This is a genomic window from Ruegeria sp. BC2 (assembly GCF_056539245.1).
This window is the reverse complement of record NZ_JBQFUQ010000003.1, coordinates 357,380-381,630: the sequence shown is the minus strand read 5'-3', so window position 1 is coordinate 381,630 and position 24,251 is coordinate 357,380. Positions and strand designations below refer to the sequence as shown.

Sequence of the window (24,251 nt, the reverse complement as noted above, 5' to 3'; positions counted from 1 at the left end):
CGACCGGCTAACCCATCACCCACAGTCCCAGCCACAGGGCCAGCCAGCACAGTCCGAGGCTGAGCAGAATGTTTCCACCCGCAAGGACAATCGTCCGCTCGCGCTGCAGTTCAAGAGACTGGTAGGCAAAGCTGGAGAATGTTGTGAACCCTCCGCAAAAGCCGAAAACCAGGCGCTTTTCTTCTTCGGCCATCTCCACGGGCCCGCCCAGGTACCCGATCCAAAGTCCCAACAACAGGCTGCCCAATACGTTCACGACCAGTGTTGAGACCGGCAGGTCGTGGGTGATGGCCCGCGCGACCCAGTGGCGAAGGACTGCTCCCAGTCCGCCGCCCAGCCCAAACACAGCATGCAGATACAGATCGGTCATTCGGCCCGCCCTCCTGAGCTGCGGCGGCGTCCGATTGCCTCGCCCAGAATGGCCGCGCCCAAACCGCAGATGACTTCGGCCGCCAACGGCAAGATGACCGACCAGCCGTCGGTTTCAGCGATCCGTTCCAGTTCGGCGGCAAAGGACGAAAACGTCGACAATCCGCCGCAGAAACCAACGGCCCCGAGGTGCAGAACATGGGCATGCACCCGGCCCCGTATGGCGTAGAGCCATCCCAGAATGAAACAGGCCACGACATTGATGCCGAAGGTCGATGTCAGCAACGGCATCCCCGGAATTTCCAGCGCAAACAGTTCGCGCAGGATCGACCCAGCCGCCCCGCCGACAAAGACGGCGGCGTACATCATGGGCTTCCCCGAAACTGCCGCCTGAGTTTTGGCCAAGGACGCTTCTCCGCCTGTGGGGTTTGGATTTGGATAGCGGCTGTGCCGCCCGGGTTCAACCGCCGCAACCAAGCCACCGCAAATCCGCCCGATGCTTGGGGTGGCAGTACAAAGGCTTGCAATCAAAGGGCAACCTGCCCACGATCTATCGGGACAGGCCCGATGGGGTCGGAACCAGAGGGCAGGTCATGACGTCGAATTCCGTATGCAAGGTATTGCTGGATATTCTCGCGGATGCCGGAGGGCGCCAGATCTTCGGGGTGACGGGCGATGCGCTCAACCCCCTGCTTGAAGCCATGCGCGGGGATGGCCGGTTCGAATGGATCGGGGTCAGGCACGAGGAAAATGCAGCCTACGCAGCCTATGCCCAGGCGCATCTGACCGGCGGGATCGGGATTTGTGCCGGAACCGTCGGTCCCGGAGCGCTTCACCTGATCAATGGACTGTACAACGCCCGGCGTGAGGGTGCAGGGGTCGTGGCGATCACAGGTCAGGTCGCTCATCGGGAGCGCGGGACCGGTTACCACCAGGAAGTCAATCTAGAGAAGGTGTTCGAGGATGTCTGCGGCTACCAGGCCGTGATCAATTCGCCGGACCAGATGCCGCGACTGGCTCAGATCGCCGTGCAACGCGCCTTGATCAACCGCGAGGTCGTGCGGATCGAACTGCCCATCGACATATCCGAACAGCAGGTGCCCAGCTTGCACCAACTGCACCCGATCCTGAAAACGCCATCAACGCTGATCCCGCCCGAATCCGAAATCGACCGTGCGGCTGAGATCATCAACGCGGGCAGGAAAGTCGCTCTTTTCGCCGGCGTGGGATGCAGAGAAGCCAAAGACAAGGTTCTGGCTCTGTCCCAACGGCTGAACGCGCCGATCACGCATTCCCTCAAGGGCAAGGACATTTTTGACTATGATGATCCCAACGTGGTCGGGATGACCGGGTTGATCGGCAATCCCGGCGGGTATCATGCAGTGCGCGACTGCGATGTGCTGGTGATGCTGGGGACGGACTTCCCATACGAGTGGTTCCTGCCGGAAAACGCGAAAATCATCCAGATCGATCGCAACGTCGAACATCTGGGACGCCGCGCGCCCATCGCATCGGGATTGCTGGGAGATGTGGGCGCGACGCTGGATTTGCTCTTGCCAAAGCTGGCCGCAAAGGACGACAGGGCGTTTGCCGATCGTCAAGTCAAGCTGTGTACGAAATGGCTGGCGCAGCAAGACCGCGACTCCAGCCTCGAGCGCGACACCGAGCCACTCCACCCGCAGCTATTCGCGCGGCAGGTCTCCGACAAGGCTGCCGATGACGCGATATTTGCAATGGATATCGGCGAATGCACGGTCTGGGTGGCGCGTCAGACGCGGATGAAAGGCGGACGGCGCATGGTGGGGTCGTTCAACCATTCGTCACTGGGGTCCGGGTTGCCGTCGGCGTTGGGAGCCGCCGCGCTGGATCCGCAGCGCGAGGTTTGGGCGTTCTGCGGGGATGGCGGTTTTGGCATGTCCATGCAGGATTTCGTGACTGCCGTGCGCTACGAGTGGCCCATTAAGGTGCTGGTCTTTAACAACCAGACGCTGGGCTTCGTGAAGATGGAGATGGAGGTGGCGGGTTATCCGCTGAACCCCGCTGCTACCGATCTGGTGAACCCGGACTTTGCGGAATACGCGAGGGTTTGCGGTGGGGATGGGGTCCGTGTGGAACATGCGGCTGACATCCCCGAGGCCGTCGCGCGGGCCAAAGAGAGCCGAAAGCCATTCATCATCGACGCCATGGTCACGCCCGGCGAGTTGGTCATGCCTCCGCATATCGATACCAAGATGGCATGGGGTTTCGGCATGTCGAAACTGAAAGAAGGCATCCTGCTGGCCAAGGGTGAACATGCGCAGTGGGACAACTGGGTCAAGGAACTCAAGGCCAACCTCTGACCGATTGGCCCAAGGGAGAGCAAGATGATCGTACGTCGAATATATTATGTCGTGACCTATGTGGTTCTGCCTTTGACCGTGGTCTGGGGTTTGTACTGGCCTCAGGCATTCTGGCTGCTGATTTTGCTGGTCCCTTACGCGTTGGTCGGGCTGTACGACATGCTGACCACCAAACACAACGTACTGAACAACTATCCGGTTCTGGGCCATTTCCGGTATATGCTGGAGTTCGTCAGCCCGGAAATCCGCCAGTATTTCGTGGAAACCAACGAAAGCGGGCGGCCCTTCAATAGGATCATTCGCGCGCTGGTGTATTCACGAGCAAAGGGACAGGTCGACACTCAAGCCTTCGGCACCCAGTACGATATCACCGAAGTCGGATATCACCGGGCCAATCACTCGCTTGCGCCCAAGGACGTTCCGGAAAGCGAAGAGCGTGTGATGCTTGGCGGTCCTCAGTGTGAAAAGCCCTATCTCGCATCGCGGCTGAACGTTTCAGCGATGAGCTTCGGGGCACTCAGCGCCAACGCGATCCGCGCCCTGAACGCCGGGGCCAAGGATGGTGGTTTCGCACACAACACGGGCGAGGGCGGGCTGTCGCCGCACCATCTTGCCGAAGGCGGCGATATCATCTGGCAGATTGGCACCGGATACTTCGGTTGTCGGACGGCAGAGGGCGGCTTTGACAAGGACAAGTTCGCCCAGAATGCCCAGAAGGATGTCGTGAAGGCGATTGAGATCAAACTGTCCCAAGGCGCGAAACCGTCCCATGGCGGTGTTCTGCCGGCGGCCAAGGTCGATGAAGAGATCGCTCTTATCCGTGGCGTACCCGTGCATCAGGATGTGATTTCGCCACCCATTCACTCGGCCTTTGACGGGCCAACGGGCTTGATGCATTTCGTCCAACACCTGCGCGAAATGTCCGGGGGCAAACCCGTCGGTTTCAAGCTGTGCATCGGCAACCGGTCCGAGTTCATGGGGATCTGCAAGGCCATGCTGGAAACGGGCATTCTGCCCGATTTCATCACCGTAGACGGGGCCGAAGGCGGGACCGGCGCGGCGCCTGTGGAATTTACCAACCGTCTGGGCGTACCGTTGAACGAAGGGCTGATCTTCGTGAACAACTGTCTGCGCGGAGTAGGTCTGCGGGACAAGATCCGGGTGATCTGTTCAGGCAAAGTGGCAACCGGCTATGACATGATCGAGAAATTCGCGCTGGGGGCTGACATGTGCAATGCGGCGCGGGCGATGATGTTCGCCGTGGGCTGCATTCAGGCCCTGCATTGCAATACGAACCGCTGCCCGTCGGGCGTCGCAACACAGGATCCCATTCGCGGGCGCGCGGTCAACGTGCCGCAGAAACGCAAGCGGGTTCACCGCTTTCATGACGCTACTCTGGAAAGCTTTCGCGAAATATTGGGTGCCATGGGGAAAGAGTGCGTATCTGACCTTGGCCCATCCGATATCTACCGCCGAATTGCCAACGAGCGCGAGTGCTCATATGCGGAGCTTTACACCTTTATTGAGCCAGGTGCCTTGTTGAAAGATACAGTGCCGCAGGAATTTGCAGCGGATTGGCAGAAGGCGTCGGCCAGCCATTTCTGATTTTTTTCTCAAATGTTCCAAGGATCCGCTCCTGTCCTGCGTCTGAATAGTCAGAATGAGCAAACTGACCTCGGATGAAGAATTGGCCCATGCGGCCGCCAACGGGGACGCGGAAGCGTTCGCGACGTTGCTTGGGCGGCATTATGACCGTGTGTTCCGGCTGGCCTTTCGGCTGACCGGCAGCGCCGAGGTCGCCGAAGACCTGACGCAGGACATATGTGCCGCCTTGCCCGCCAAAATTGTCGGCTTTCGAGCGAGTTCAAAGTTCACGACCTGGCTGTATCGGGTCGTCTGCAACGCGGCACACGATGCGCGGCGTCGAACGGCCAGCCGAAACCGTGCAGCAATCGGCTGGGGCGATGTGGAAAAGATGCGGCGCGCCGAAGCCGTCGAGACGGCCGAGGCCCTGTCATGGCTGCAACGGGCCATGCAGAGTCTGCCCGAAGATCTGCGTCAGACACTGGCGCTGACGCTGGATGATGAAATGACCCATGCACAGGCCGCCGACGTGCTGGGCGTGTCCGAGGGCACGGTCTCATGGCGCCTGTCCGAAGCCCGAAAGCGCCTGCGCGCGATCAAACAAGAGGAGCTTGCCCAATGAGTGATGAGCTCGATGATCTGAAAACACTGATGGATGCCGCAACGCCTGCAGCAGATGAAAAGCGGCGGGCCGTCAATTTGGAGCTGGCCAGAAAAAACTTTGCTGATCTCCAAGGATCCCGACCCGGTACGCGTCCCACTGTCAAGCGAGGCCCGTTGGCCCGCGTGACAGAAGGAACCAAAGCCATGTTGAATGCAATTTCGACCCGCGGCACGCTGGCCGCTACAACAGCCATCGCTGCCGTTGCGCTGATCATGATCGTGCCGCAGACACGGGACGGTGTGCTTTCCCCGAGTTTCGATACCGAGACCCGGGTGATAGGACAGCCGCAGGCGGTTCGACCATCCGGACAATCAGACGCTGAAACGGCCGAGATGGTTCTTGAGGAACCCGTTGTCGAAGCGCCGATGGTTGTGGAAGAAGCGCTGGAACCTCTGGCAAAACGCAGCCTTCTCTCGCAAGGCCGCCTCGTCGACAGCACAGTGGCCCCTTCGGTTTCGAGCGACGCTTTTCGTCCGCCAGCGCGACCCGAGCAGTCGTCCGAAGAATTTGCAAACGCCGAAACCAACTCACTCAGGGTCACCGCGGAAGAACCGGTTTCGACATTTTCGATTGATGTCGATACCGCATCTTACGCCATCGTCAGGTCCTCGCTTCTGGCTGGTCACTTGCCCCCGCGTGACGCGGTGCGGATTGAAGAAATGGTAAACTATTTTCCCTATTCCTATCCGGCGCCGGACGGCGCGGTGCCGTTTCAGCCAAGCATCACGGTCATGCCCAGCCCCTGGAATACCGGTACTCGACTGGTCCATATTGGCATTCAGGGAACGCTTCCGGTGATCGAGGAGCGTCCGGCGCTCAATCTTGTCTTTCTCATCGACACCTCGGGCTCGATGCAGGACGCCAACAAGTTGCCCTTGTTGAAACAGTCCCTGCGCCTGATGTTGCCCGAGTTGCGACCCGAGGATCAGGTGTCGATCGTGACCTATGCCGGCAGTGCGGGCCAGGTTCTGAAGCCGACATCTGCAGCCGATCAGGCCAAGATCCTGCGGGCGCTCGAACACTTGGACGCGGGCGGATCCACAGCGGGACAAGCCGGGCTTCAGCAAGCCTATCAGGTTGCTGCAGACATGGCCGCCGAGGGCGAGGTGACGCGAGTCATTCTGGCCACGGACGGGGATTTCAACGTTGGCCTGTCCGATCCCGAAGCTCTCAAGGAGTTTATCTCTGACAAGCGCGACAGCGGAACATATCTGAGCGTTCTGGGTTTCGGGCGCGGTAACCTTGATGACGCGACGATGCAGGCCCTGGCCCAGAACGGAAACGGACAGGCGGCTTACATCGACACGCTGGGTGAGGCCCGCAAAGTGCTGGTTGACCAACTGACCGGTGCGCTGTTTCCGATTGCCAACGACGTCAAGATTCAGGTCGAATTCAACCCTGCCCAAATCGCCGAATACCGCCTGATCGGATACGAAACCCGCGCTTTGCGCCGCGAGGACTTTTTGAATGACACTGTTGATGCGGGCGACATAGGTGCTGGCCACAGCGTGACCGCGATTTACGAAGTCACGCCGGTCGGCTCCAACGCAATTCGCAATGCACCGCTACGGTATGGAAACACCGCCCCCGCTTCGGGCAGTGATGAAATCGGCTATTTCAAGCTGCGGTACAAAACACCCGGCGACACGCGCAGCCAGTTGATCGAGCAACCGATCATGGACGGGCAGGGCCATCAGACGGACGACGTGAGGTTTTCCGTCGCGATTGCAGGTTTCGGCCAGTTGTTGCGCGGCGGCACTTACCTGTCCGACTGGAGCTATGATGATGCAATCGCGATGGGCAACACAGCCCGTGGGGCCGATCCTTTCGGGTACCGGACCGAAGCCGTGACCCTGATGCGTCTGGCGCAATCCCTGTCAAAATAAAGGGTGGGCAATCCGTGTCAATTCAACGACGGGCGCGGATTGTTGGCAGCGTGCGAATGAATCTTCCGCACGCTCCACTCAACTGCGTCTCGCATGGTTTTGCCCAAGGCGGTGTCAAAAGCGGTAACAAGATCCGGCGTCTCGTCGCTGGTCGAGACAACGGCTTCCTGGAACGAGCTTGAAGCGATGATCTTGTCTTCGAACTCGTCGATGATCTTGATGTTCATTCGCACTTCGATTTTTACGGTTTTCGAGTTTTCGGTTTCTCCGACGACAATCCCTTGAAACTCGCGCAGGTCCGGAACGATGACGTAGTCGGCGCGCAGGCCGACCGTCGAACGGCCCACGGCGGCGACGCGACCGCTGTTTTCAAAGCTTTCGACCATCAACGCCTGAACGATCAAAGGTGCTCGGTCCACCCACCGGGCACGCGGCAGATACTGGACCTGCAGGGGCGTCGGCTGCACGGCAATCTGGTCGGTGTTCACCGCAGCGGTCGCAGTGGGTTCCTGGATGACGATCTGTTTCTGCACCCGGGGCAAAGACTGCGAGAACGTGCTCTTGGGGGTCAGCAGATACAGGTCGTTCGGTTTCGAGGCCTGTTTCAACGTGCCCAGACCGGCACATCCGCCCAGCGTCGTGATTGCAAGGGTCAGAAGAAGGGGCCTGATCATTGACGGAACTCCGATGCTTGGGTGCCCAGAAGGAAACGCGCGGGGTCGCGCTCGACCTTGTCGACAAGACGGTCCAGACTGATGACAAGGCGTTGGGATTCTTCCACGAAACGAACGAATTGTGGCAGTCCGACCCGCAGGAAGTCTGAAACCTGCCGGCGGTTTTGTTGAACGATGCCGTCAATCGTTCCCAACAGGTCCGATGCCGATTGCGACGCGCTCAGAACGTCCGCTGAAATCTGGTCGATCTTGTCGGTCACGTTCGTTACCGTTTCGGCTACTTTGGTGGCGGCGTTTCGGATGTCGTCAACAACCTGTGCAACGTCTTCGTCCATCACGCGATTGGCCGAGTCGAACGCACGTTCTGCGGATGCCAGAGTTCCTTTCGCCGTATCCATGGCCGAAGTCACCGAGTCGAGCGTTTGGTTGGCGTTGGCAAATGTATTGTTGACGGTTGCCATGGTGACCGCGGCTTCATCCGACAACCCGACCAGGCGGTCCGCGAGTTGCGACCCGCGCTCGATGAAGGGGCGGACGTCGTCTTCGATGACCTTGTTTGCCGTGGCCAGCGTCTGGTTCGCGCTGTCCAGTGCGGTTTTTGCCGATTCCGAGGCCGTTTTGATGCTGCTCAGCGTATCAGTTCCAGTGGTCAGCGTGGTTTCCGCGGTATCGGCCAACTGATCCAGGCGTTTGGTGAAGGCCCCGATGTCCTTTGCCGCGCCGCCCAGATCGCTGGACAGGGATTCAAAATCGTTCAGGGTCTTGTCTAGCCGGCCCGAGGCCGAAGCCAGGTTGTCGAGGATATCCGACACGGCCTTGCGATTGTTGTCATCCACCACAGCGTTCAGGTTTTCCAGCAAGGTCACCGCCTCGTCCAGGACCTTGGGTGCGCCCTCGAACAGGGATTGGATGGCGCTACGCTTGCTTTTGATGACACTGTTCTGCGGCAGCCGTTCCGCATCGGGCGACCCGCCCGACAGCTCGACATAGCTGACGCCGGTCACCCCCAGCGATTGCAACTGCGCGATCGTGTCCGTGGTCACCGGAATGTCTGCATCAACCTCAAGCCGGACCCTTACTTTGGATGGATCATCGTCATCCAGGTCCAGCGAAATGACCTGTCCCACGGGCAGGCCGTTGTAGCTGACGCCACCGGCGGCTGACAGGCCCGACACGTTGTCGAACAGCACGTCATAGTAGGCGTATTGGCGAGTGACTTCGAACTTGGCCAGCCACAGGAAGAAGCCGAACGCGCTGAGGATGCCCGCAAGTGTAAACGCGCCGATCAGGATATAGTTCGCCCGGGTTTCCATCGCCTCTACCTGTCCTGCCCCTTCTGTTGCGCCGCGCGGGCCCGGGGGCCTGTGAAGTACTCCTGCACCCAAGGGTGGTCGACCTTGGTCATGTCTTCAATCGGACCTTCCACCAGCACGCGCTTTTCTGCAAGAACCGCAACGCGGTCGCAGATCGCGTACAGGCTGTCCAGGTCATGTGTTACCATGAAAACGGTCAATCCCAAGGCCTGTTGCAATTCTCCGATCAATTCGTCGTAGGCCGCGGCGCCGATGGGATCCAGCCCGGCGGTGGGTTCGTCCAGAAACACGATCTCGGGGTCCAATGCCAATGCTCGGGCCAGCGCGGCCCGCTTGCGCATTCCGCCTGATAGCTCTGACGGGAACTTGCCGCAACTCAGCTGTGGCAGCCCCACAAGGCTGATCTTGAGGCTGCCGAGCGCCCGCATCAAGCTCTCGCTCAGGCCGGTGTGTTCGCGCAATGGGGCCATGACGTTCTGAAGCACGGTCAGCGAGGAAAACAGTGCCCCGTCCTGAAAGGCCACGCCCCAGCGTTTCTCTATGCGGCGTCGGTCGGCCTCGGGACCGTTCAGCACGTCGACACCCAAAACTTCGATACTGCCTGCCGCGGGTTTGTTCAGCCCGACGATGGTGCGCAGAAGGACGGACTTGCCGGTCCCGGACCCGCCGACAATGCCCAGCACTTCGCCGCGCCAGACATCCAGGTTTAGGTCGTCATGCACCACCTGCGGACCGAACTGGTTGCGCAGATTGCGCACACGGATCACCGCTTCGCGCTGCGCGTCCAGCTTGGCGGTCGATGTCTGAGCAGATCCATCCATGTCAGACACCGATCTCGGAGAAGAAAATGGAAAACAGCGCGTCAATGGCAATGACCATGAAAATCGACTGAACAACTGACGCGGTGGTGCGTTGGCCGACGCTTTGGGCGGAACCCTTGACCTGCATTGCCTGCCAACAGGCGATTACCCCGATGACCATGGCAAAGAACGGAGCCTTGATCAGCCCAACCGCCAGATGCCAGACGCTGGTGTTTTCCTTCAGGCGCGTAATGAACATTCCGGGGCTGACGCCCAGATCGATCCAGCTCATTAGGGCGCCGCCAAAAAGGCCGGCGATATCGGCCACGAAGCCCAGGATCGGCAGCATGATCAGCAGTGCAAGAACCCGTGGAATGACGAGCACCTCGATCGGGTCCAGACCCAATGTGCGCATGGCGTCGATTTCTTCTTGCACTTTCATCGAGCCGATCGAGGCCGTGAAGGCCGAGCCGGATCGACCAGCCACGATGATGGCGGTCAGCAGGATACCCAGCTCGCGCAATACCGAGATCGAGATCAGCTCGACCACGAAAATTTCCGCGCCGAACTGTTTCAACTGGGTGGCCCCCTGAAAAGCCAGAACCACGCCGATCAGAAATCCCATCAACGCCACGATGGGCAGGGCCTTGAACCCGGTTTCCTCCATCTGTGACACGACCGCGGCGCGGCGCAGGCGCCACGGCATGATCATCGTGCGGCCCAGCCGGTGCAGGGTCAGGCCCAGAAAGCCGAGGATCGACATGGTGTCGCGCCCGGCGCCCACTGTTGATTGGCCCAGGCTCTCAAGCCAAGGCATGAAGCCTTTTGGCGGGGCTTCGGCGGGAATGTCCTTGGGAATGTTCTCCGAGACGGTTTCCAGCAGCGCGGAATGTGCCGGTTTCAACCCGTCGAAAGCCACGGTCGCCCCCATGGCTGCGCAGCGGTTTTTCAGGTCCGCGATCAGCCACGCGCCGCCGGTGTCCAGCGCATCGATTTCGGACATATCGACCGTCACATGCGCCGCATCCGGGCGGGTGGCGCGAAAGGCGTCTTCGACGGCGCTCAACGACTGTGTCAGCATTTCGCCAGACACAATCACGCGCGCTGTGCCGCCTTCCTGTTCGACTGCAATCGAGGGTTTCGTCATGCCGGTATCAGACGGGAAACCGTTCCGGGCCGCAATGGCTTTGTTCAACCGGGCGGCGATTTGGATGCGGGGGTTACCGGTTTGCACGGCCCGGGTCGCCCTAGAGTCGAGAATTGGCGCAAAACCGGTTGCCTGCCCGAGGGAACCCCGACACAGTCCGCACCGTCGAACACCAGTTTTCCAATGGGAATCACGGCATGAGCCAAGCAGGAAACGTTCTTTTCATCATCATCGACCAATTGCGGGCCGATTGTCTCCGCGGTGCTCTGGCTGATCATGTCAACCTGCCCAATCTGCGCGCCTTCATGGACGAGGCCGTTTCGTTCGACCGGCATTTTTCCGTAACCAATCCCTGCGGACCGTCCCGCGCCTCGATCCTGACCGGGCAATATGCGATGAACCATCGTTCGGTCCGCAATGGCACGCCGCTGCGTCATGACACGCCGAACATCGCGACCGAGATGCGAAAAACCGGCTATCTGCCGATGCTGTTCGGCTATACGGACACCTCGGCCGATCCTCGGGTTCATCATCCGAATGATCCATCGGTGAAGACCTACGAAAACCCGATGCACGGGTTTCACGAAGTACTCGAAATGCGCCTTGAGGAGTCCTATCCTTGGCGGTCCTACTTAATGCGCCGGGGATACGAGTTTGAAGACTACTGGGATCTCTACAAGCCGGTTTCGCCGGATGGGTCGGCCCCAAAATTGAACGACCCGGCCCTCTACACGGCCGAGGACAGCGACACCGCATTTCTGACCAACGGTTTTCTAGACGGAATTGCCGCCTATCGGAGCTCGGGATGGTTCGCGCATTTGACGTATATCCGTCCGCATCCGCCACTGGTGGCCCCCGCGCCCTACAACCGGATGTACGATCCCGACGCGTTGCCTTTGCCAAGCCGTCTGCCCGGCCCCGAGGACGAAAAGGCCGTGCACCCGTTCTTTGGACCCGCTCTGGACTCGAATTCTCCAAAAGACTGCGTGCAAGGTTTTGCCGAGGTGGAGCCGACGGATGAGAACACGCAGACCCTGCGGGCCGTCTATCTTGGATTGGCAACTGAGGTTGACCATCATATCGGCCGGGTCATCCGCTTTCTCAAGGACAGCGGCCAGTACGATGACACGCTGGTGGTGATCACCGCGGATCATGGCGAGATGCTGGGCGATCATTATTCCTGGGGCAAAATGTCGGTGTATGACGCGGCTTACCACACGCCGCTGATCATTCGCATGCCTGGCAACGCTCAGATGGCCGGCCAGCTTGTCGAAGTGCCGACCGAGTCAATTGATGTCGTACCCACGATCCTGGACTGGGTTGGGCAAGAGATCCCGAACTCGATGGATGGTCGATCCTTGTTGCCGCTGCTGCGTGGTGCCGTGCCTCAGGACTGGCGCCGGTATTCCTTCAGTGAGCTGGACTTTGCCGATCCGCTGACGCCCACTCAATTTCAGCGTGATCTTGGAACGGGTCACAGCAACTCGTGTCTGGGCATCCTGCGTGACGAACGCTTTACCCTGGTCGAGTTTGCAGCCGACCTGCCGCCGTTGTTGTTCGACCACCACGGTCGGGGCGAGGCCGAGAATGTCGCCGCAAACCCTGACTACGCAGCTGATTTGGCGCGGCTTGGTCGTGAAATGTTGCGCCACCGTATGCGGAACATGGATCATTCCCTGTCCCTGCATTCCGTGACATTGCAGGGGCCGAAATCAGTGCGCAGGTTCGATTGATCCAGGCGGTTGCCGACGATTTTAGTAACCTGTGCCGCCGCTGGCGGACACAGTTCCGCGCGGCTCGGACGCCAAACAAATTCAGATAATTCAATGGACAAACGGTTTCCGTGGGGTATCGTGACCTTGGAAATTCCCGCGCTGATCGCACTCGTCCGGGCCTCCGGACAACTGACGTTCAGGGTGGACTGAGCGACGCAACAAACCCGAAAGGCGCAGTATGGTCGATTGGCTGGTCAATATCCTGCAAACCTATCCGGAACTGGCTGTCTTCCTCGCCATCGGCATCGGGTTTTTGGTCGGACCAATCAAGGTCATGGGGTTCAGTCTGGGTTCGGTAACGGGCACCCTGTTGGCGGCCGTCGTGATCGGGCAGGCGCAGATCAGTATTGATTCAGCGGTGAAGTCCACCTTCTTCATCCTGTTCATCTTCGCAGTTGGTTACGGCGTTGGGCCGCAGTTCATTCGCGGTCTCAAGGTCGACGGCGCGCGCGAGGTGCTTTTTGCCCTAAGTGTTTTAGCCCTTTGTCTGATCGTGCCGGTCGTGTCGGCCAAGATCGCCGGGCTCGAGCTTGGCTACGCCGCGGGCCTGTATGCCGGGTCGCAAACGATTTCGGCGGCGATCGGAGTGGCGACGGACCAGATCAACCAGTTGGGTTTGTCGGCCGAGCAGGCCAAAACCTATTCCAACCAGATCCCGGTCGCCTATGCGGTGACATATATCTACGGCACGATCGGGTCGGCGATCATTCTGGCCAAGATTGGCCCGCGCTTGATCGGTGTTGACCTGGTGGCCGCCTGCAAGGAATACGAAGCCAAGCTGAGTGGCGGCGAGGATGTCGAGACCGGTGGTGGCATCGTTTCGGCCTATCGCGCGATCGAGGCGCGCGCTTTTGAGATTCCCGAAGGCAGCGAATTGCTCGGCCAGCCGGTCAAGGATCTGTTGCCCGGCGTCCGCGTCTATGCCGAACGCCTCAGCCGCGGCGGCAAGATCGTCGAGGTTGACGCGGACACGGTGCTGCAAGCGGGTGATGTCGTGATGTTCTCAGGCCGGCGCGGTGATCTTGTCGGAGCGCTCGAGCCCAGCCTCAAAGAAGCGGATGCACCCGAGCTGCTGAGTATCCCATCGGAAAAACTGGATGTTTTGATCACAAGCAAGGACGTGCACGGCAAGACATTGGATGACCTCAGCAAGATGCCTCAGGCCCGTGGCGTGTATGTGTCGAAGCTGACGCGCAACATGATTGATCTGCCGCTGCTGCCGGGCACGGTTCTGCATCGCGGTGACATTCTGACCATTCTGGGCAGCAAGCGACATGTCGAGGCGGCCATCGCCGAAATCGGGTACGCCGACCGGCCCGTTGACACGACCGATCTGGCCTTTGTGGGATGGGGGATTTTCATCGGGGGTGTCATCGGCACGCTTGCAATTACAATGGGCGGTTTTCCGATCAGCCTGTCGACCACTGGTGGCGCGTTGCTGGCCGGGCTGCTGCTGGGGTGGTTGCGCACCGTTCACCCGACCTTCGGTCGCATTCCCGCACCGTCGCTGTGGTTGATGAATACGCTGGGCTTGAATGTCTTCATCGCGGTCATCGGGATATCGGCCGGGCCCGGTTTCGTGGCGGGTTTGCAGCAGGCGGGTATCGCGCTGTTGTTATGGGGTATTGTGGCCACGTCTTTGCCGATGATTTTCTCGGTTTATGTCGGGCATTACATATTCAAGTTTCACCCTGCCATCCTGTTTGGCGCCTGCGCGGGGGCCCGCACCACGACGGCTGCGCTCGGCATGATCCAGGAGGCCGCGCAAAGCCGAATTCCGGCCTTGGGCTACGGCATGCCCTACGCGATCGGAAACACCCTGCTGACGATATTTGGGATGGTCGTCGTTTTGATCCTGAGTTGATTTGGAAAGGTCTTGAGACATGGACAGATTGAAGCTGCACGATTACGAAGCCCTCAGCCCCTTTCAGATCAAGGACGAGTTGATCAAGCTGGCCTCGGTCGAGGCGCGCAAATCCAACAGCGCCTTTTTGAATGCCGGCCGGGGCAATCCCAATTGGGTCGCCACCCGCCCGCGTGAAGCGTTCTTTGCGCTTGGCCAGTTTGCGGTGACCGAGTCGCGCCGCGTCATGAATCATCCGGCGGGTCTGGGGGGGATGCCGGCAATGGCAGGTTGCCATGACCGTCTGTTGGAGTGGGGCCGGGCCAATTCCGAGATGCCGGGCGCCGACACGCTTTTGGATGTGGTCGACCACGCCATCCGGGCCTTTGGTTTCGACGCTGACGAATTCGTGCACGAACTGACGGACTCGATCATCGGCGACAACTACCCTGTTCCCGACCGTATTCTTAAGCACAACGCCGCCATCGCCCATGAATACCTGATGTGGGCCATGTGTGCCGGGCACCGTCCCGATGCGCAGTTCGACCTGTTTGCGGTGGAAGGCGGCACGGCGGCCATGTGCTATATCTTCAAATCGCTCAAGGCCAACCGGCTGTTGAACCCGGGCGACACGATTGCCCTGTGCACGCCGATCTTCACGCCCTATCTCGAAATGCCCGAACTTGAGGATTACAGCCTCGAGTCCGTTCACGTGGAAACGGACGAGGAAGATGGGTTCCAACTGACCGATGCTGCAGTCGAAAAGCTGAAGGACCCCAAGGTCAAGGCCTTCTTTCTGGTCAATCCGGGCAACCCGTCGTCGGTGGCCCTTAGCAATGCTTCTCTGCGCAAACTCGCGGATTTGGTCGAGAACCACAGGCCGGACCTGATTGTCCTGACTGATGATGTGTACGGCACTTTCGTACATGATTTCACCTCGGTCATGGGCTACATGCCCCGCAACACGATCGGTGTTTATTCCTATTCGAAATATTTCGGCTGCACCGGTTGGCGGCTCGGCGTGATCGCCGTCGCGCAGGACAATATCTTCGACGAAAAGCTCGCCGCGCATCCTGCCGAGATCAAGCAGAAGCTCGACAAGCGTTACGGCACGCTCAGCCTGCATCCCAGCGAAATCAAATTCGTCGACAGGCTCGTGGCCGACAGCCGGGATGTGGCCCTGAACCACACCGCCGGATTGTCCCTGCCGCAGCAGGTCATGATGACGTTGTTCTCGCTCTGCGAGCTGGTCGACACAAAGAAAGCCTATCAGACCGCCTGTATCGAACTGGTGCATCGACGGTTCCACCTGCTGACCGAAGCCTTGGGGATCGAGGTCCAGCCGGGCGATCACTATGACGCCTACTACGGCATCATCGACTTCGAATTCTGGCTGCGCAAATACGTCGGCGAAGAGGTCGTGGACTGGATCAAGAAGAACGTCCACCCGTTGGACATCGCGTTCAAGCTGGCCGAGGACTACGGGATCGTGCTGCTGAACGGCAGCGGTTTCGATGCGCCGAACTGGTCCGCGCGGGTATCGTTCGCCAATTTGCCGGACGAAGCTTACACCCAGATCGGCCGCGCTGTCCGTTCGGTCGCGCGCGGTTATGTGCAGGCCTATCGGGCGGCGAACAACAAGCCACTTCACGGTTGAATCGCCGTTAGCGGTCACGGTCATTTTCTGCGCCTGTGACATCGCGGATGTTGCGTTTTTCGGCTTTATTGATAAACCCGGGTAAATCTGAATCATCGGGAAAAATTATCTATAAAATGTCGGCTACATCGAACACCTGGACCCGCGAAACCGCTCAGGCCATCTATGACCTGCCGCTGATGGATCTTCTGTATCGGGCGCAGACCGTACATCGCGAGAATTTTGACCCCAACAAGGTGCAGATGTCGCGGCTTCTGTCGATCAAGACCGGCGGCTGCGCCGAGGATTGCGCCTATTGCTCGCAATCCGCGCGCAACGGCTCCAAGCTGAGCGCCTCGAAACTGATTGAGGTCGAACGCGTTCTGGCCGAGGCCCGCAAGGCGCGCGAGTCCGGCTCGACCCGGTTCTGCATGGGCGCCGCATGGCGTGAGCCGAAGGCGCGCGACATGGATGCGCTGGTGGCGATGATTCAGGGCGTCAAGGCGATGGGCATGGAAACCTGCATGACGCTGGGCATGCTGGACGACACCCAGGTGGTGCAGCTGCGTGATGCCGGGCTGGATTATTACAACCACAACATCGACACGTCCGAGCGTTACTACCCCGAGGTCATCACCACCCGCACCTTTGCCGACCGGATCGACACGTTGAACCGCGTGCGCGAGGCGGGGATGAAGGTCTGCTCGGGCGGCATTCTGGGCATGGGCGAAAACGGCGAGGACCGGATCGACATGCTGGTGACGCTGGCCAACCTGCCCGAGGCGCCGGACTCGGTTCCGATCAACATGCTGATGCCGCAGGCCGACACCCCGCTGGCTGACGCCAAGCCGATCGACCCGATCGATTTCGTGCGCATCATCGCGCTGGCTCGGATCATGATGCCGAAATCCCATGTCCGCCTGTCCGCTGGCCGCAGCGACATGAGCGACGAGATGCAGGCCATGTGCTTCTTTGCCGGTGCCAACTCGATCTTTGCTGGCGACACGCTGCTGACCGCCGAGAACCCCGAGGAAAGCAAGGACGCGATCCTGTTCGCCAAGCTGGGCATCCAGCCGATGGAGGCGGAGTCCGAGGCCCGCGTGGACGCGGCCGAATGACAGCGACCGCAAGGCTGGGCAATGCGCTGAAGGTGCTGGAAACGCGCCATCGGCTGCGCAGGCTTGCGCCCCGCACGGGGCTGGATTTCGCGTCCAACGACTATCTGGGTCTGGCCGGGTCCGACGTTCTGAAACGTGCGGCGCAGGACGCGCTGGACCGGGGCGTTCCGCTGGGCTCGGGCGGGTCGCGCTTGCTGCGCGGCAACCACCCCGAGCACGAGGCGCTGGAAGCCGAGGCCGCCGCCTTTTTCGGCGCCGAGGCGGCGCTGTACATGGGCGGCGGGTTTCAGGCCAATCAAGCCATTTTCTCGGCTCTTCCCGCGGCCGGGGATCTGATCCTGCATGACGAGTTGGTCCATGCCAGCGCGCATGAAGGGATGCGCCTGGGTCGGGCCGAGACCCGTGGTTTTGCGCATAACGACATTTCGACGGCGCGCGCGGTGCTGGCCGACTGGCGCGCGCAAGGCGGCACGGGCCAGGTCTGGATCGCGGTCGAAAGCGTCTATTCGATGGAGGGCGATCTGGCCCCGTTGACCGCCCTGGCCGAACTGGCCAGAGCCGAGCAGGCGGTGCTGGTAGTGGACGAGGCCCACGCCACGGGCGTCTTTGGCCCGAACGGGCAGGGGCTGGCCCATGGGTTGGACGCCGAGGTGCTGACATTGCATACCTGCGGCAAGGGGCTGGGCGCCAGCGGCGGGCTGATCTGCGGACCGCGTGAAATGATCGACACCCTGATCAACCGGGCGCGGCCGTTCATCTATGCGACGGCCCCGTCGCCGTTGGACGCCGCAATCGTGCGGGGCGCGCTGCGGGCCGTCGGACAGGACCCGGGCCTGACTTTGGCCGCGCGCGACCGGATGGCTCATGCCCACGCCGAGGCCGCGCGTTTGTGCGGTCTGACCGGATTTCACAGTCAGATCATGCCCGTCATCGTAGGCGAGGACGCGGCCACGATGGATCGCGCCGTGCGACTGCAACAGAGGGGCTTTGACGTGCGCGGCATCCGCCCGCCGACCGTGCCGCGCGGCAGCTCGCGGCTGCGGGTCTCGATCACCGGCAACGTTGGCGAACAGGACATCACGGCGGTGTTTCAGGGCATCGCCGAACAACAGGCAGGACCCGTATGACCGCAGTGATCGTGACCGGAACCGACACCGGCGTCGGCAAGACCGTGTTTTCCGCCGGGCTGACCGCGGCCCTCGGCGCGCAGTACTGGAAACCCGTGCAATCGGGGCTTGAGGAGGAGACCGACAGCCAGATCGTTGCGCGCCTGTCCGGCCAACCGGTCCTGCCCGAGACCTATCTGCTGAACCTGCCCGCCTCGCCGCACCTGTCGGCCGAGGCCGAGGGGGTCGAGATCGACCTCGATCGGCTGACCCTGCCGCAGACCGATGGCCCGCTGGTGGTCGAAGGGGCAGGGGGCGTCATGGTGCCTCTGAGCCGGCAGGACTATTACCTTGACCTGTTCGCCCGCTGGCAGGCACCCGTGATTCTGGTGGCCCGAACGGCCCTGGGCACGATCAACCACACGACCCTGTCGCTGATGGCGCTGCGTGGCGCCGGCTGCCCGGTGGTCGGCGTGGCCTTCATCGGCGACCCCGAACCCGGGGTCGAACAGACCATCATCCAGATGTCGCAGGTGCTCCACCTGGGACGCCTCGGCCGGATCGAGACTCTGACACCCGACACCCTGCGTCACGCCTTCGAGGCGATCGACATGGACACGATCCGAGGTGCCCTGTGACCCCGCTGGAATTTGACGCCCGCCACCTGTGGCACCCCTATACGAACGTGGCCGACCCGGGCCCTATGCATCTGATCGACCGGGCCGAGGGCGTGTATCTGTACCGCGAGGATGGGGTGAAGATGATCGACGCCATGTCCTCGTGGTGGTGCGCCATCCATGGGCACCGTCACCCGGCGATCACCGCTGCCATGCAGCAGCAGTTGGACCGGATGCCCCATGTCATGTTCGGCGGTCTGACCCACCGGCCCGCGATTGATCTTGGCCGCAAGATGGTGACCCTGCTGCCCGAGGGGCTGGACCGGATCTTCTATTGCGACAGTGGCTCGGTCTCGATCGAGGTGGCGATGAAGATGGCGGTGCAGTTCCAGATGGCCCATGGCCGCACCGACAAGGTCGAGTTCGCCACGATCCGCGGCGGCTATCACGGCGACACCTGGAAGGCGATGAGCGTCTGCGACCCCGTCAACGGCATGCACGGGCTGTTCCGCGGCGCGCTGTCGATCCAGCATTTTTTGCCGCGCCCCTCGGTACGTCTGGGCGACGATTGGCCCGAGGACCCGTCGCAGAACGGGCTCGACGCTCTGGAACAATTGCTGCGGGACAAGGCGCACCGGCTGGCTGCGCTGGTGCTTGAACCGGTCGTGCAGGGCGCGGGCGGCATGTATTTCTATCACCCCGAGTGGCTGCGCCGGGCCAAAGCTCTGTGTCAGGCCCATGACGTTCTGGTGATCTTCGATGAAATCGCCACGGGTTTCGGCCGCACCGGAGAGTTGTTTGCCGCCACCCATGCGGAGGTAACGCCGGACATCATCTGCCTGGGTAAGGCGTTGACAGGGGGGCATATCTCGTTCGCCGCGACCGTGACCACCGAACAGGTGGCTTATGGCATCGGCACAAGCGAGGCTGGCGTATTCATGCACGGCCCCACCTACATGGCCAATCCGCTGGCCTGCGCCGCCGGCATCGCCAGCTTGGGGCTGCTGGAAGACGGCGGCTGGCAGGCGCGAGTGCGGGCCATCGAGGCGCAGATGAAGGCCGAGCTGGAACCGGCGCGGGGCCTGCCCGGCGTGGCCGATGTGCGGGTGCTGGGCGCCATCGGCGTGATCGAGATGGAGCACACGGTCGATCCGCGCGTCGCGCATCGGCGGGCGCCGGAGACAGGGGTCTGGCTGCGTCCCTTCGCGCGCAACATCTACTGTATGCCGCCCTATGTAATCTCGGGCGACGAGCTGAGCCGGGTGACGGCGGCCATGGTCGAACTGGCGCGAGGCGACGCATGAGGCGGCACTGGCTGACCCGTGACGGCGCGGCGCAGTTGACGCTGGTCTTTGGCGGTTGGGCGCTGGGGCCTGCGCCGTTTGCGCGCCTGACCGGGGCGGCGGATGTTCTTGTGGTTGACGACTATCGCAGCCTCGATGACGCCCTGCCCGAAACTGGTGACTATGACACGGTCCGGCTGCTGGCCTATTCCTTCGGGGTCGCTTCGGCCGCGCATTGGCTGGCGGGGCACGGAGTGACCTGTGTCCGCAAGGTTGCCGTCAACGGCACGCTATTTCCGGCGGATGCAGACCGGGGCATCGCGCCCGAGATGGTGGCAGCCACGGCCGACGGCCTAAGCGCGGCCAGCTTTGCCCGGTTCTGCCGCCGGGCCGGGCTGGATAGCCCCGCGCCCGGGATCGATTTTGTCGCCGCGGCCGAGGAATTGCGGGCCATCACGGCGCGCGGACGTGCTCCCGATCCCGGGTTCGACCGGGTCTGGATTTCCGCCTCCGACCGCATCGTGCCGACGGCTGCGCAGGAAATGGCCTGGGGCCAATCGGACACCGTGCGCGGCATCCCCGGCCCGCACCAACCTTTCGCGGCGGGGCAGACCTGGGCGGAGTGGTTCGCATGAACGCCATGCCCACGGACCGCATCCGGCGCAGTTTCAGCCGCAGCTTCGGCAGCTATCACTGCGCCGCTGGCCCGCAGGCCCGGATCGCCCGCGCATTGGCGCAGCGGCTGGTCGGTCTCGGGGCACCCCGCCAGTTTGGCACCCTGTTCGAAATCGGCTGCGGCACCGGCCATCTGACCGAGGCGCTGCACCAGCAGTTTTCGTTCACCCGGTCCACGCTCAACGACCTGATGGCCGAGGCCCGGGACACCGCGCGGCGATGGGGCGCAAATTTTCTGCAAGGCGATATCCGAAATGTGACATGGCCTGCGCGGCCCGACCTGATCGCCTCGGCCTCGACGGTCCAATGGCTGGACGATCCGGCGGCAGTGGTTCGCCGCGCGATGCACGAGGTCGCACCCGAAGGCTGGGTGGCCATTTCGGGATTCGGCCCGGACCAGTACGCCGAGCTTTCCGCGCTGGGGTCGGCCGCCCGCGCGCCCGGCTTGTGCGCCCCTGATGATCTGGCCGCAGGCATCGGCCCCGAGGTTGAAATCCTTGACCTGTGGCAGGATCGGCAACCGCTGTGGTTCGACACGCCGTTGGACGTGCTGCGCCACCTGCGTGAGACCGGGGTGAACGGCCGTGCGGCGCAGGTCTGGACCCGCGCCGACCTGACCGATTTCAGCACACGCTATCGCGCCGCGTTTTCCGGCCCCGAAGGCGTGCGCCTGACCTATCACCCCGTTTGGATTATCGCCCGCAAACCCGGTTAGGGGCCAACCGGTCGCATCCGCCCCCCCTACACCTGCCCGAAAACTGGTGATAGGCCTGTGCCCAGGGGAGGATCGGCTTGGACATTTCCGAACAGCGCATCAAAGAGATGACCACCGCAGGGCTGAACCTGATCGGTCAGGCCCTGTCGATCTATGACGACAAGCTGCGCCTTGTGGTCAGCAACAAGCGCTTTCAGGAAATGTTCGACCTGCCCGAAGCCCTGGTGCAGCCCGGTGCGCTGTTCAGCGACACGATCCATTTTCTGGCCAGCCGGGGCGAATATGGCCACGATCAATCGGTCGAGGATCTGGTCAGCGTCCGGGTCGAACAGGCCTTGGCGTTCGAGCCGCACTACATGGAGCGCGTGCGCCCCAACGGACAGGTGATCTCGATTGAGGGCGCGCCGCTGCCCACCGGTGGCTGGGTTGCCGTCTATACCGACATCACCAGCACCAAGCGGGTCGAAGAGCTGCTGCGCAGCCGGTCTGAGGAGCTGTCGGACCAGTTGCTGAGCCATGCCGAAGAGCTTTCGGCGACCAACCGGCAACTGGCGGCCACGATCAGCGCGCTGGAAGAGGCCAAGCGCCAGCTGACCGAGATCGAAGCGCGCACCCGCATGACCACCGAGATGATGCCGGCCCATATCGCGCATCTGGATGCTGAGGGGCGGTACGACTATTCCAACCGGCGGCTCAGTTCGGTCCTGCCGGGGCGGCCGTCTGACATCCTGGGGCTGCACATTTCGCAGGCGCTTGGCGCGCATGCCTACGAGAGGGTCCGACCGCATCTGCAACAGGCCTATGGCGGGCAGGCCTCGGTGTTCGAATTCACCGAGGATCAAGATTCGCGCCGTATCCGTGTTTCGTTCACGCCCGATGGCACGGGCGGCGTCTATATCATGTCGGTGGACATCACCGAGGAAACACAGGCCCGCGTGGCCCTGCAGCAGACCCGGCGCCGGGCGATGGCCGCGCAAATGACCAGCGGGCTGGCGCATGATTTCTCGAACCTGCTGACCATCATCCTGGGCATGCAGGCCAAACTGGAGAAGATGGACCTACCCGAAGACGCCGCCGAGCTTGTCGCAGCAACCCAGCAGACCGCGCGGCGCGGCGGGCAATTGCTGAACCGCATCGCCGACATGACCGGCAATCGCACTCCGCAGCCACAGGCCACCGACATGCGCGGCTTGCTTGAGGATCTGCGGGTGCTGGCCTCGCCTTCGCTTCCGCGTGGGGTGGGGCTGTCGGTGGTCAACACCCTGCCGGACGAGGCGCTGATGCTGGACCCGGGCATGGTTCAGGACGCGTTGTTGAACCTGGTGCTGAACGCCCGCGACGCCTGCGGCAGCAGCGGGCAGATTACCATCAGTGCCCATGCGATCGGCCGGATCTGGGTGGAAATCACCGTATCCGATACCGGTCCGGGGTTTTCGCCGGATGCGCTGGACAAGGCGCTCAACCCGTTTTTCACCACCAAGGGCAGCAAGGGGTCGGGGCTGGGCCTGCCGATGGTCTATGACACGGTCAAGCTGGCAGGCGGAGACCTGCAACTGCGCAATACGCCCTCGGGCGCATCCGTGATGCTGCGGCTGCCCTACCGGCCCGCTCCGCCTGTCCAGTCGGGCCTGGCGCTGCTGGTCGAAGACAGCGACGACTTGCGCCACCAGTTCCGCGACATGCTGGTCGATCTGGGCCTGTCGGTGATCGAGGCGACCTCGGCGGATGAGGCGCTGGTCCTGGCCACCAGCCTGGACGATATCTCGGTGATCCTGTCGGACATCCGGCTGGAGGGCGCTGCCACCGGCATTGATCTGGTCGAACGGCTTGCTCTGCCAATTCCGGTGATCCTGATGACCTCGCTACCCTATGATGACCCGCTGCACCGTCAGGCTCTTGCCAAGGCGCCGGTCCTGCGCAAACCCTTCACCCGCGCGCAATTGTCCGCGCTGATCCGAACCGAGGCCGCCTGATGACCCAACCCCTGGTGACCATTCTGGACGACGAACCCGAGATCCGCCGGATTCTGACCGAAGCGCTGGAGGATGCCGGGTTTAGAACGCAGAGTTTTGCCCGCGCCCGCGAATTCGAAGCGTCACTGAAACGGGTTACGCCGGATGTCTGCCTGGTGGACTTGTCGCTGCCGGATACAGACGGGTTGGCGCTGGTGCATCGGCTGGCGCTGGAACAGGGGGCGGCGGTCATCATCATCTCGGGGCGGGCACAGGTACAGGACCGGGTGACGGGGCTGGAGTTGGGGGCAGATGACTACATCACCAAACCCTTTGACCCGGCTGAGGTGGTGGCCCGCATCCGCGCCCGTCTGCGTGCGCCCAAGGCACAGCAACACCATTCGGATGTGGCTCGGTTCAACGGCTGGACTGCCTATTTCGATCGCTATGTGTTGCTGTCCGATACCGGCGCTGAAACACCGTTTAGCCATGCCGAAGGCGAAGTGTTGCGGTTGTTCCTGGAAAGCCCCAAACGCCTGATCAGCCGCGCGCAGATGCAGGAAACACTGGGTGGCGCAGCCGGTGAAAGCTTTGACAGGGCGATGGACGTGCGTATTTCCCGCCTGCGCACGAAGCTTGGTGAAGACCCGAAAAACCCGCGCCTGATCAAGACGATATACGGCGCAGGGTATATCTTTCTGGGGGATGTCGCATGGGATTGACCAATTCCGCGGGCTGGATTTGACCTGTAGGAC

Annotated in this window: 21 protein-coding genes; 15 read left to right on the top strand and 6 right to left on the bottom strand. The window is 61.7% G+C overall.

All coding sequences use genetic code 11. From position 1 onward, the window contains the following. Window positions 1-7: 7 nt before the first annotated feature. Together ACR0CU_RS14935 and ACR0CU_RS14930 are read right to left on the bottom strand one after the other, a co-directional pair. Window positions 8-370, bottom strand: a complete 363-nt coding sequence (locus ACR0CU_RS14935; RefSeq protein WP_170341325.1) for a fluoride efflux transporter FluC — start codon at window positions 368-370, stop codon at window positions 8-10. Beyond that, window positions 367-738, bottom strand: a complete 372-nt coding sequence (locus ACR0CU_RS14930) for a fluoride efflux transporter FluC (protein ID WP_480643349.1) — start codon at window positions 736-738, stop codon at window positions 367-369. The genes ACR0CU_RS14935 and ACR0CU_RS14930 overlap by 4 nt, the downstream gene beginning before the upstream one ends. Before the next feature lie 224 nt (window positions 739-962). On the opposite strand from ACR0CU_RS14930, the gene ACR0CU_RS14925 reads away from it, so the two are divergent. From ACR0CU_RS14925 to ACR0CU_RS14910, 4 genes are all read left to right on the top strand, one after another. Then, window positions 963-2,708 (top strand): thiamine pyrophosphate-dependent enzyme, encoded by a 1,746-nt coding sequence (locus tag ACR0CU_RS14925; protein ID WP_170448234.1) that lies wholly within the window; start codon window positions 963-965, stop codon window positions 2,706-2,708. Between the two features lie 24 nt (window positions 2,709-2,732). Continuing rightward, window positions 2,733-4,313, top strand: coding sequence for an FMN-binding glutamate synthase family protein (locus ACR0CU_RS14920; protein ID WP_170448232.1), 1,581 nt, complete (start codon window positions 2,733-2,735; stop codon window positions 4,311-4,313). Between the two features lie 55 nt (window positions 4,314-4,368). Further along, window positions 4,369-4,914, top strand: coding sequence for an RNA polymerase sigma factor (locus ACR0CU_RS14915; RefSeq protein WP_170448230.1), 546 nt, complete (start codon window positions 4,369-4,371; stop codon window positions 4,912-4,914). A 185-nt stretch (window positions 4,915-5,099) separates the two neighbouring features. Further along, window positions 5,100-6,842, top strand: coding sequence for a vWA domain-containing protein (locus ACR0CU_RS14910; protein WP_437436496.1), 1,743 nt, complete (start codon window positions 5,100-5,102; stop codon window positions 6,840-6,842). A 17-nt stretch (window positions 6,843-6,859) separates the two neighbouring features. Here the strand turns inward: ACR0CU_RS14910 and ACR0CU_RS14905 are convergent, their stop codons facing one another. Genes ACR0CU_RS14905 through ACR0CU_RS14890 form a run of 4 tightly spaced genes read right to left on the bottom strand, consistent with a single transcriptional unit; the run spans window position 6,860 to window position 10,776 of the window. Continuing rightward, on the bottom strand, window positions 6,860-7,516 hold the full coding sequence (locus ACR0CU_RS14905; protein WP_170365932.1) for an ABC-type transport auxiliary lipoprotein family protein: 657 nt from the start codon (window positions 7,514-7,516) through the stop codon (window positions 6,860-6,862). After that, window positions 7,513-8,829, bottom strand: a complete 1,317-nt coding sequence (locus ACR0CU_RS14900; RefSeq protein ID WP_170448226.1) for an MlaD family protein — start codon at window positions 8,827-8,829, stop codon at window positions 7,513-7,515. The genes ACR0CU_RS14905 and ACR0CU_RS14900 overlap by 4 nt, the downstream gene beginning before the upstream one ends. 5 nt (window positions 8,830-8,834) lie before the next feature. Continuing rightward, window positions 8,835-9,650, bottom strand: coding sequence for an ABC transporter ATP-binding protein (locus ACR0CU_RS14895; RefSeq protein ID WP_170341340.1), 816 nt, complete (start codon window positions 9,648-9,650; stop codon window positions 8,835-8,837). A 1-nt stretch (window position 9,651) separates the two neighbouring features. Next, on the bottom strand, window positions 9,652-10,776 hold the full coding sequence (locus tag ACR0CU_RS14890; RefSeq protein ID WP_170359354.1) for an ABC transporter permease: 1,125 nt from the start codon (window positions 10,774-10,776) through the stop codon (window positions 9,652-9,654). A 197-nt stretch (window positions 10,777-10,973) separates the two neighbouring features. Here ACR0CU_RS14890 and ACR0CU_RS14885 point away from each other — a divergent pair, with 197 nt between their 5' ends. The 11 genes from ACR0CU_RS14885 (at window position 10,974) to ACR0CU_RS14835 (ending at window position 24,218) form a co-directional block, all read left to right on the top strand. Next, on the top strand, window positions 10,974-12,509 hold the full coding sequence (locus ACR0CU_RS14885) for a sulfatase-like hydrolase/transferase (protein ID WP_170448222.1): 1,536 nt from the start codon (window positions 10,974-10,976) through the stop codon (window positions 12,507-12,509). A 220-nt stretch (window positions 12,510-12,729) separates the two neighbouring features. Further along, window positions 12,730-14,415: an aspartate-alanine antiporter gene (gene aspT, locus ACR0CU_RS14880; protein ID WP_170448220.1), complete on the top strand. Its 1,686-nt coding sequence runs from the start codon at window positions 12,730-12,732 to the stop codon at window positions 14,413-14,415. 19 nt (window positions 14,416-14,434) lie between these two features. Further along, window positions 14,435-16,051: a bifunctional aspartate transaminase/aspartate 4-decarboxylase gene (locus ACR0CU_RS14875; protein ID WP_170439567.1), complete on the top strand. Its 1,617-nt coding sequence runs from the start codon at window positions 14,435-14,437 to the stop codon at window positions 16,049-16,051. Window positions 16,052-16,167: 116 nt separating this feature from the next. After that, entirely contained in the window at window positions 16,168-17,148 is a 981-nt protein-coding gene (gene bioB / locus ACR0CU_RS14870; RefSeq protein ID WP_170407507.1) for a biotin synthase BioB, read from the top strand. Beyond that, the gene (locus ACR0CU_RS14865) at window positions 17,145-18,275 is read left to right on the top strand and encodes an 8-amino-7-oxononanoate synthase (RefSeq protein WP_170448218.1); all 1,131 of its coding nucleotides are present in this window, start codon (window positions 17,145-17,147) and stop codon (window positions 18,273-18,275) included. Before bioB ends, ACR0CU_RS14865 begins: the two co-directional genes overlap by 4 nt. Further along, window positions 18,272-18,892, top strand: coding sequence for a dethiobiotin synthase (gene bioD, locus ACR0CU_RS14860; RefSeq protein WP_170448216.1), 621 nt, complete (start codon window positions 18,272-18,274; stop codon window positions 18,890-18,892). The genes ACR0CU_RS14865 and bioD overlap by 4 nt, the downstream gene beginning before the upstream one ends. Next, complete coding sequence (gene bioA / locus ACR0CU_RS14855) at window positions 18,889-20,175, top strand: adenosylmethionine--8-amino-7-oxononanoate transaminase (protein WP_480643343.1); 1,287 nt, start codon at window positions 18,889-18,891, stop codon at window positions 20,173-20,175. Before bioD ends, bioA begins: the two co-directional genes overlap by 4 nt. Then, window positions 20,172-20,789, top strand: coding sequence for a pimeloyl-ACP methyl esterase BioG family protein (locus ACR0CU_RS14850; RefSeq protein WP_170448212.1), 618 nt, complete (start codon window positions 20,172-20,174; stop codon window positions 20,787-20,789). Before bioA ends, ACR0CU_RS14850 begins: the two co-directional genes overlap by 4 nt. After that, window positions 20,786-21,544 (top strand): methyltransferase domain-containing protein, encoded by a 759-nt coding sequence (locus tag ACR0CU_RS14845; RefSeq protein ID WP_170448211.1) that lies wholly within the window; start codon window positions 20,786-20,788, stop codon window positions 21,542-21,544. The genes ACR0CU_RS14850 and ACR0CU_RS14845 overlap by 4 nt, the downstream gene beginning before the upstream one ends. A gap of 107 nt (window positions 21,545-21,651) precedes the next feature. Further along, window positions 21,652-23,517, top strand: coding sequence for a PAS-domain containing protein (locus ACR0CU_RS14840; RefSeq protein ID WP_437342670.1), 1,866 nt, complete (start codon window positions 21,652-21,654; stop codon window positions 23,515-23,517). Next, window positions 23,517-24,218 (top strand): response regulator transcription factor, encoded by a 702-nt coding sequence (locus ACR0CU_RS14835; protein WP_170359365.1) that lies wholly within the window; start codon window positions 23,517-23,519, stop codon window positions 24,216-24,218. Before ACR0CU_RS14840 ends, ACR0CU_RS14835 begins: the two co-directional genes overlap by 1 nt. Window positions 24,219-24,251 lie beyond the last annotated feature (33 nt).

What these genes read in the sequence shown, in the direction of transcription:
- ACR0CU_RS14865 (WP_170448218.1), top strand. Translation starts at nt 17,145, where the DNA reads ATGACAGCGACCGCAAGGCTGGGCAATGCGCTGAAGGTGCTGGAAACG.
- aspT (WP_170448220.1), top strand. Translation starts at nt 12,730, where the DNA reads ATGGTCGATTGGCTGGTCAATATCCTGCAAACCTATCCGGAACTGGCT.
- ACR0CU_RS14925 (WP_170448234.1), top strand. Translation starts at nt 963, where the DNA reads ATGACGTCGAATTCCGTATGCAAGGTATTGCTGGATATTCTCGCGGAT.
- ACR0CU_RS14835 (WP_170359365.1), top strand. Translation starts at nt 23,517, where the DNA reads ATGACCCAACCCCTGGTGACCATTCTGGACGACGAACCCGAGATCCGC.
- ACR0CU_RS14910 (WP_437436496.1), top strand. Translation starts at nt 5,100, where the DNA reads ATGTTGAATGCAATTTCGACCCGCGGCACGCTGGCCGCTACAACAGCC.
- ACR0CU_RS14840 (WP_437342670.1), top strand. Translation starts at nt 21,652, where the DNA reads ATGACCACCGCAGGGCTGAACCTGATCGGTCAGGCCCTGTCGATCTAT.
- ACR0CU_RS14935 (WP_170341325.1), bottom strand. Translation starts at nt 370, where the DNA reads ATGACCGATCTGTATCTGCATGCTGTGTTTGGGCTGGGCGGCGGACTG.
- ACR0CU_RS14845 (WP_170448211.1), top strand. Translation starts at nt 20,786, where the DNA reads ATGAACGCCATGCCCACGGACCGCATCCGGCGCAGTTTCAGCCGCAGC.
- ACR0CU_RS14850 (WP_170448212.1), top strand. Translation starts at nt 20,172, where the DNA reads ATGAGGCGGCACTGGCTGACCCGTGACGGCGCGGCGCAGTTGACGCTG.
- ACR0CU_RS14920 (WP_170448232.1), top strand. Translation starts at nt 2,733, where the DNA reads ATGATCGTACGTCGAATATATTATGTCGTGACCTATGTGGTTCTGCCT.
- ACR0CU_RS14890 (WP_170359354.1), bottom strand. Translation starts at nt 10,776, where the DNA reads ATGACGAAACCCTCGATTGCAGTCGAACAGGAAGGCGGCACAGCGCGC.
- ACR0CU_RS14915 (WP_170448230.1), top strand. Translation starts at nt 4,369, where the DNA reads ATGAGCAAACTGACCTCGGATGAAGAATTGGCCCATGCGGCCGCCAAC.
- bioB (WP_170407507.1), top strand. Translation starts at nt 16,168, where the DNA reads ATGTCGGCTACATCGAACACCTGGACCCGCGAAACCGCTCAGGCCATC.
- ACR0CU_RS14895 (WP_170341340.1), bottom strand. Translation starts at nt 9,650, where the DNA reads ATGGATGGATCTGCTCAGACATCGACCGCCAAGCTGGACGCGCAGCGC.
- ACR0CU_RS14875 (WP_170439567.1), top strand. Translation starts at nt 14,435, where the DNA reads ATGGACAGATTGAAGCTGCACGATTACGAAGCCCTCAGCCCCTTTCAG.
- ACR0CU_RS14930 (WP_480643349.1), bottom strand. Translation starts at nt 738, where the DNA reads ATGATGTACGCCGCCGTCTTTGTCGGCGGGGCGGCTGGGTCGATCCTG.
- ACR0CU_RS14900 (WP_170448226.1), bottom strand. Translation starts at nt 8,829, where the DNA reads ATGGAAACCCGGGCGAACTATATCCTGATCGGCGCGTTTACACTTGCG.
- ACR0CU_RS14905 (WP_170365932.1), bottom strand. Translation starts at nt 7,516, where the DNA reads ATGATCAGGCCCCTTCTTCTGACCCTTGCAATCACGACGCTGGGCGGA.
- bioD (WP_170448216.1), top strand. Translation starts at nt 18,272, where the DNA reads ATGACCGCAGTGATCGTGACCGGAACCGACACCGGCGTCGGCAAGACC.
- ACR0CU_RS14885 (WP_170448222.1), top strand. Translation starts at nt 10,974, where the DNA reads ATGAGCCAAGCAGGAAACGTTCTTTTCATCATCATCGACCAATTGCGG.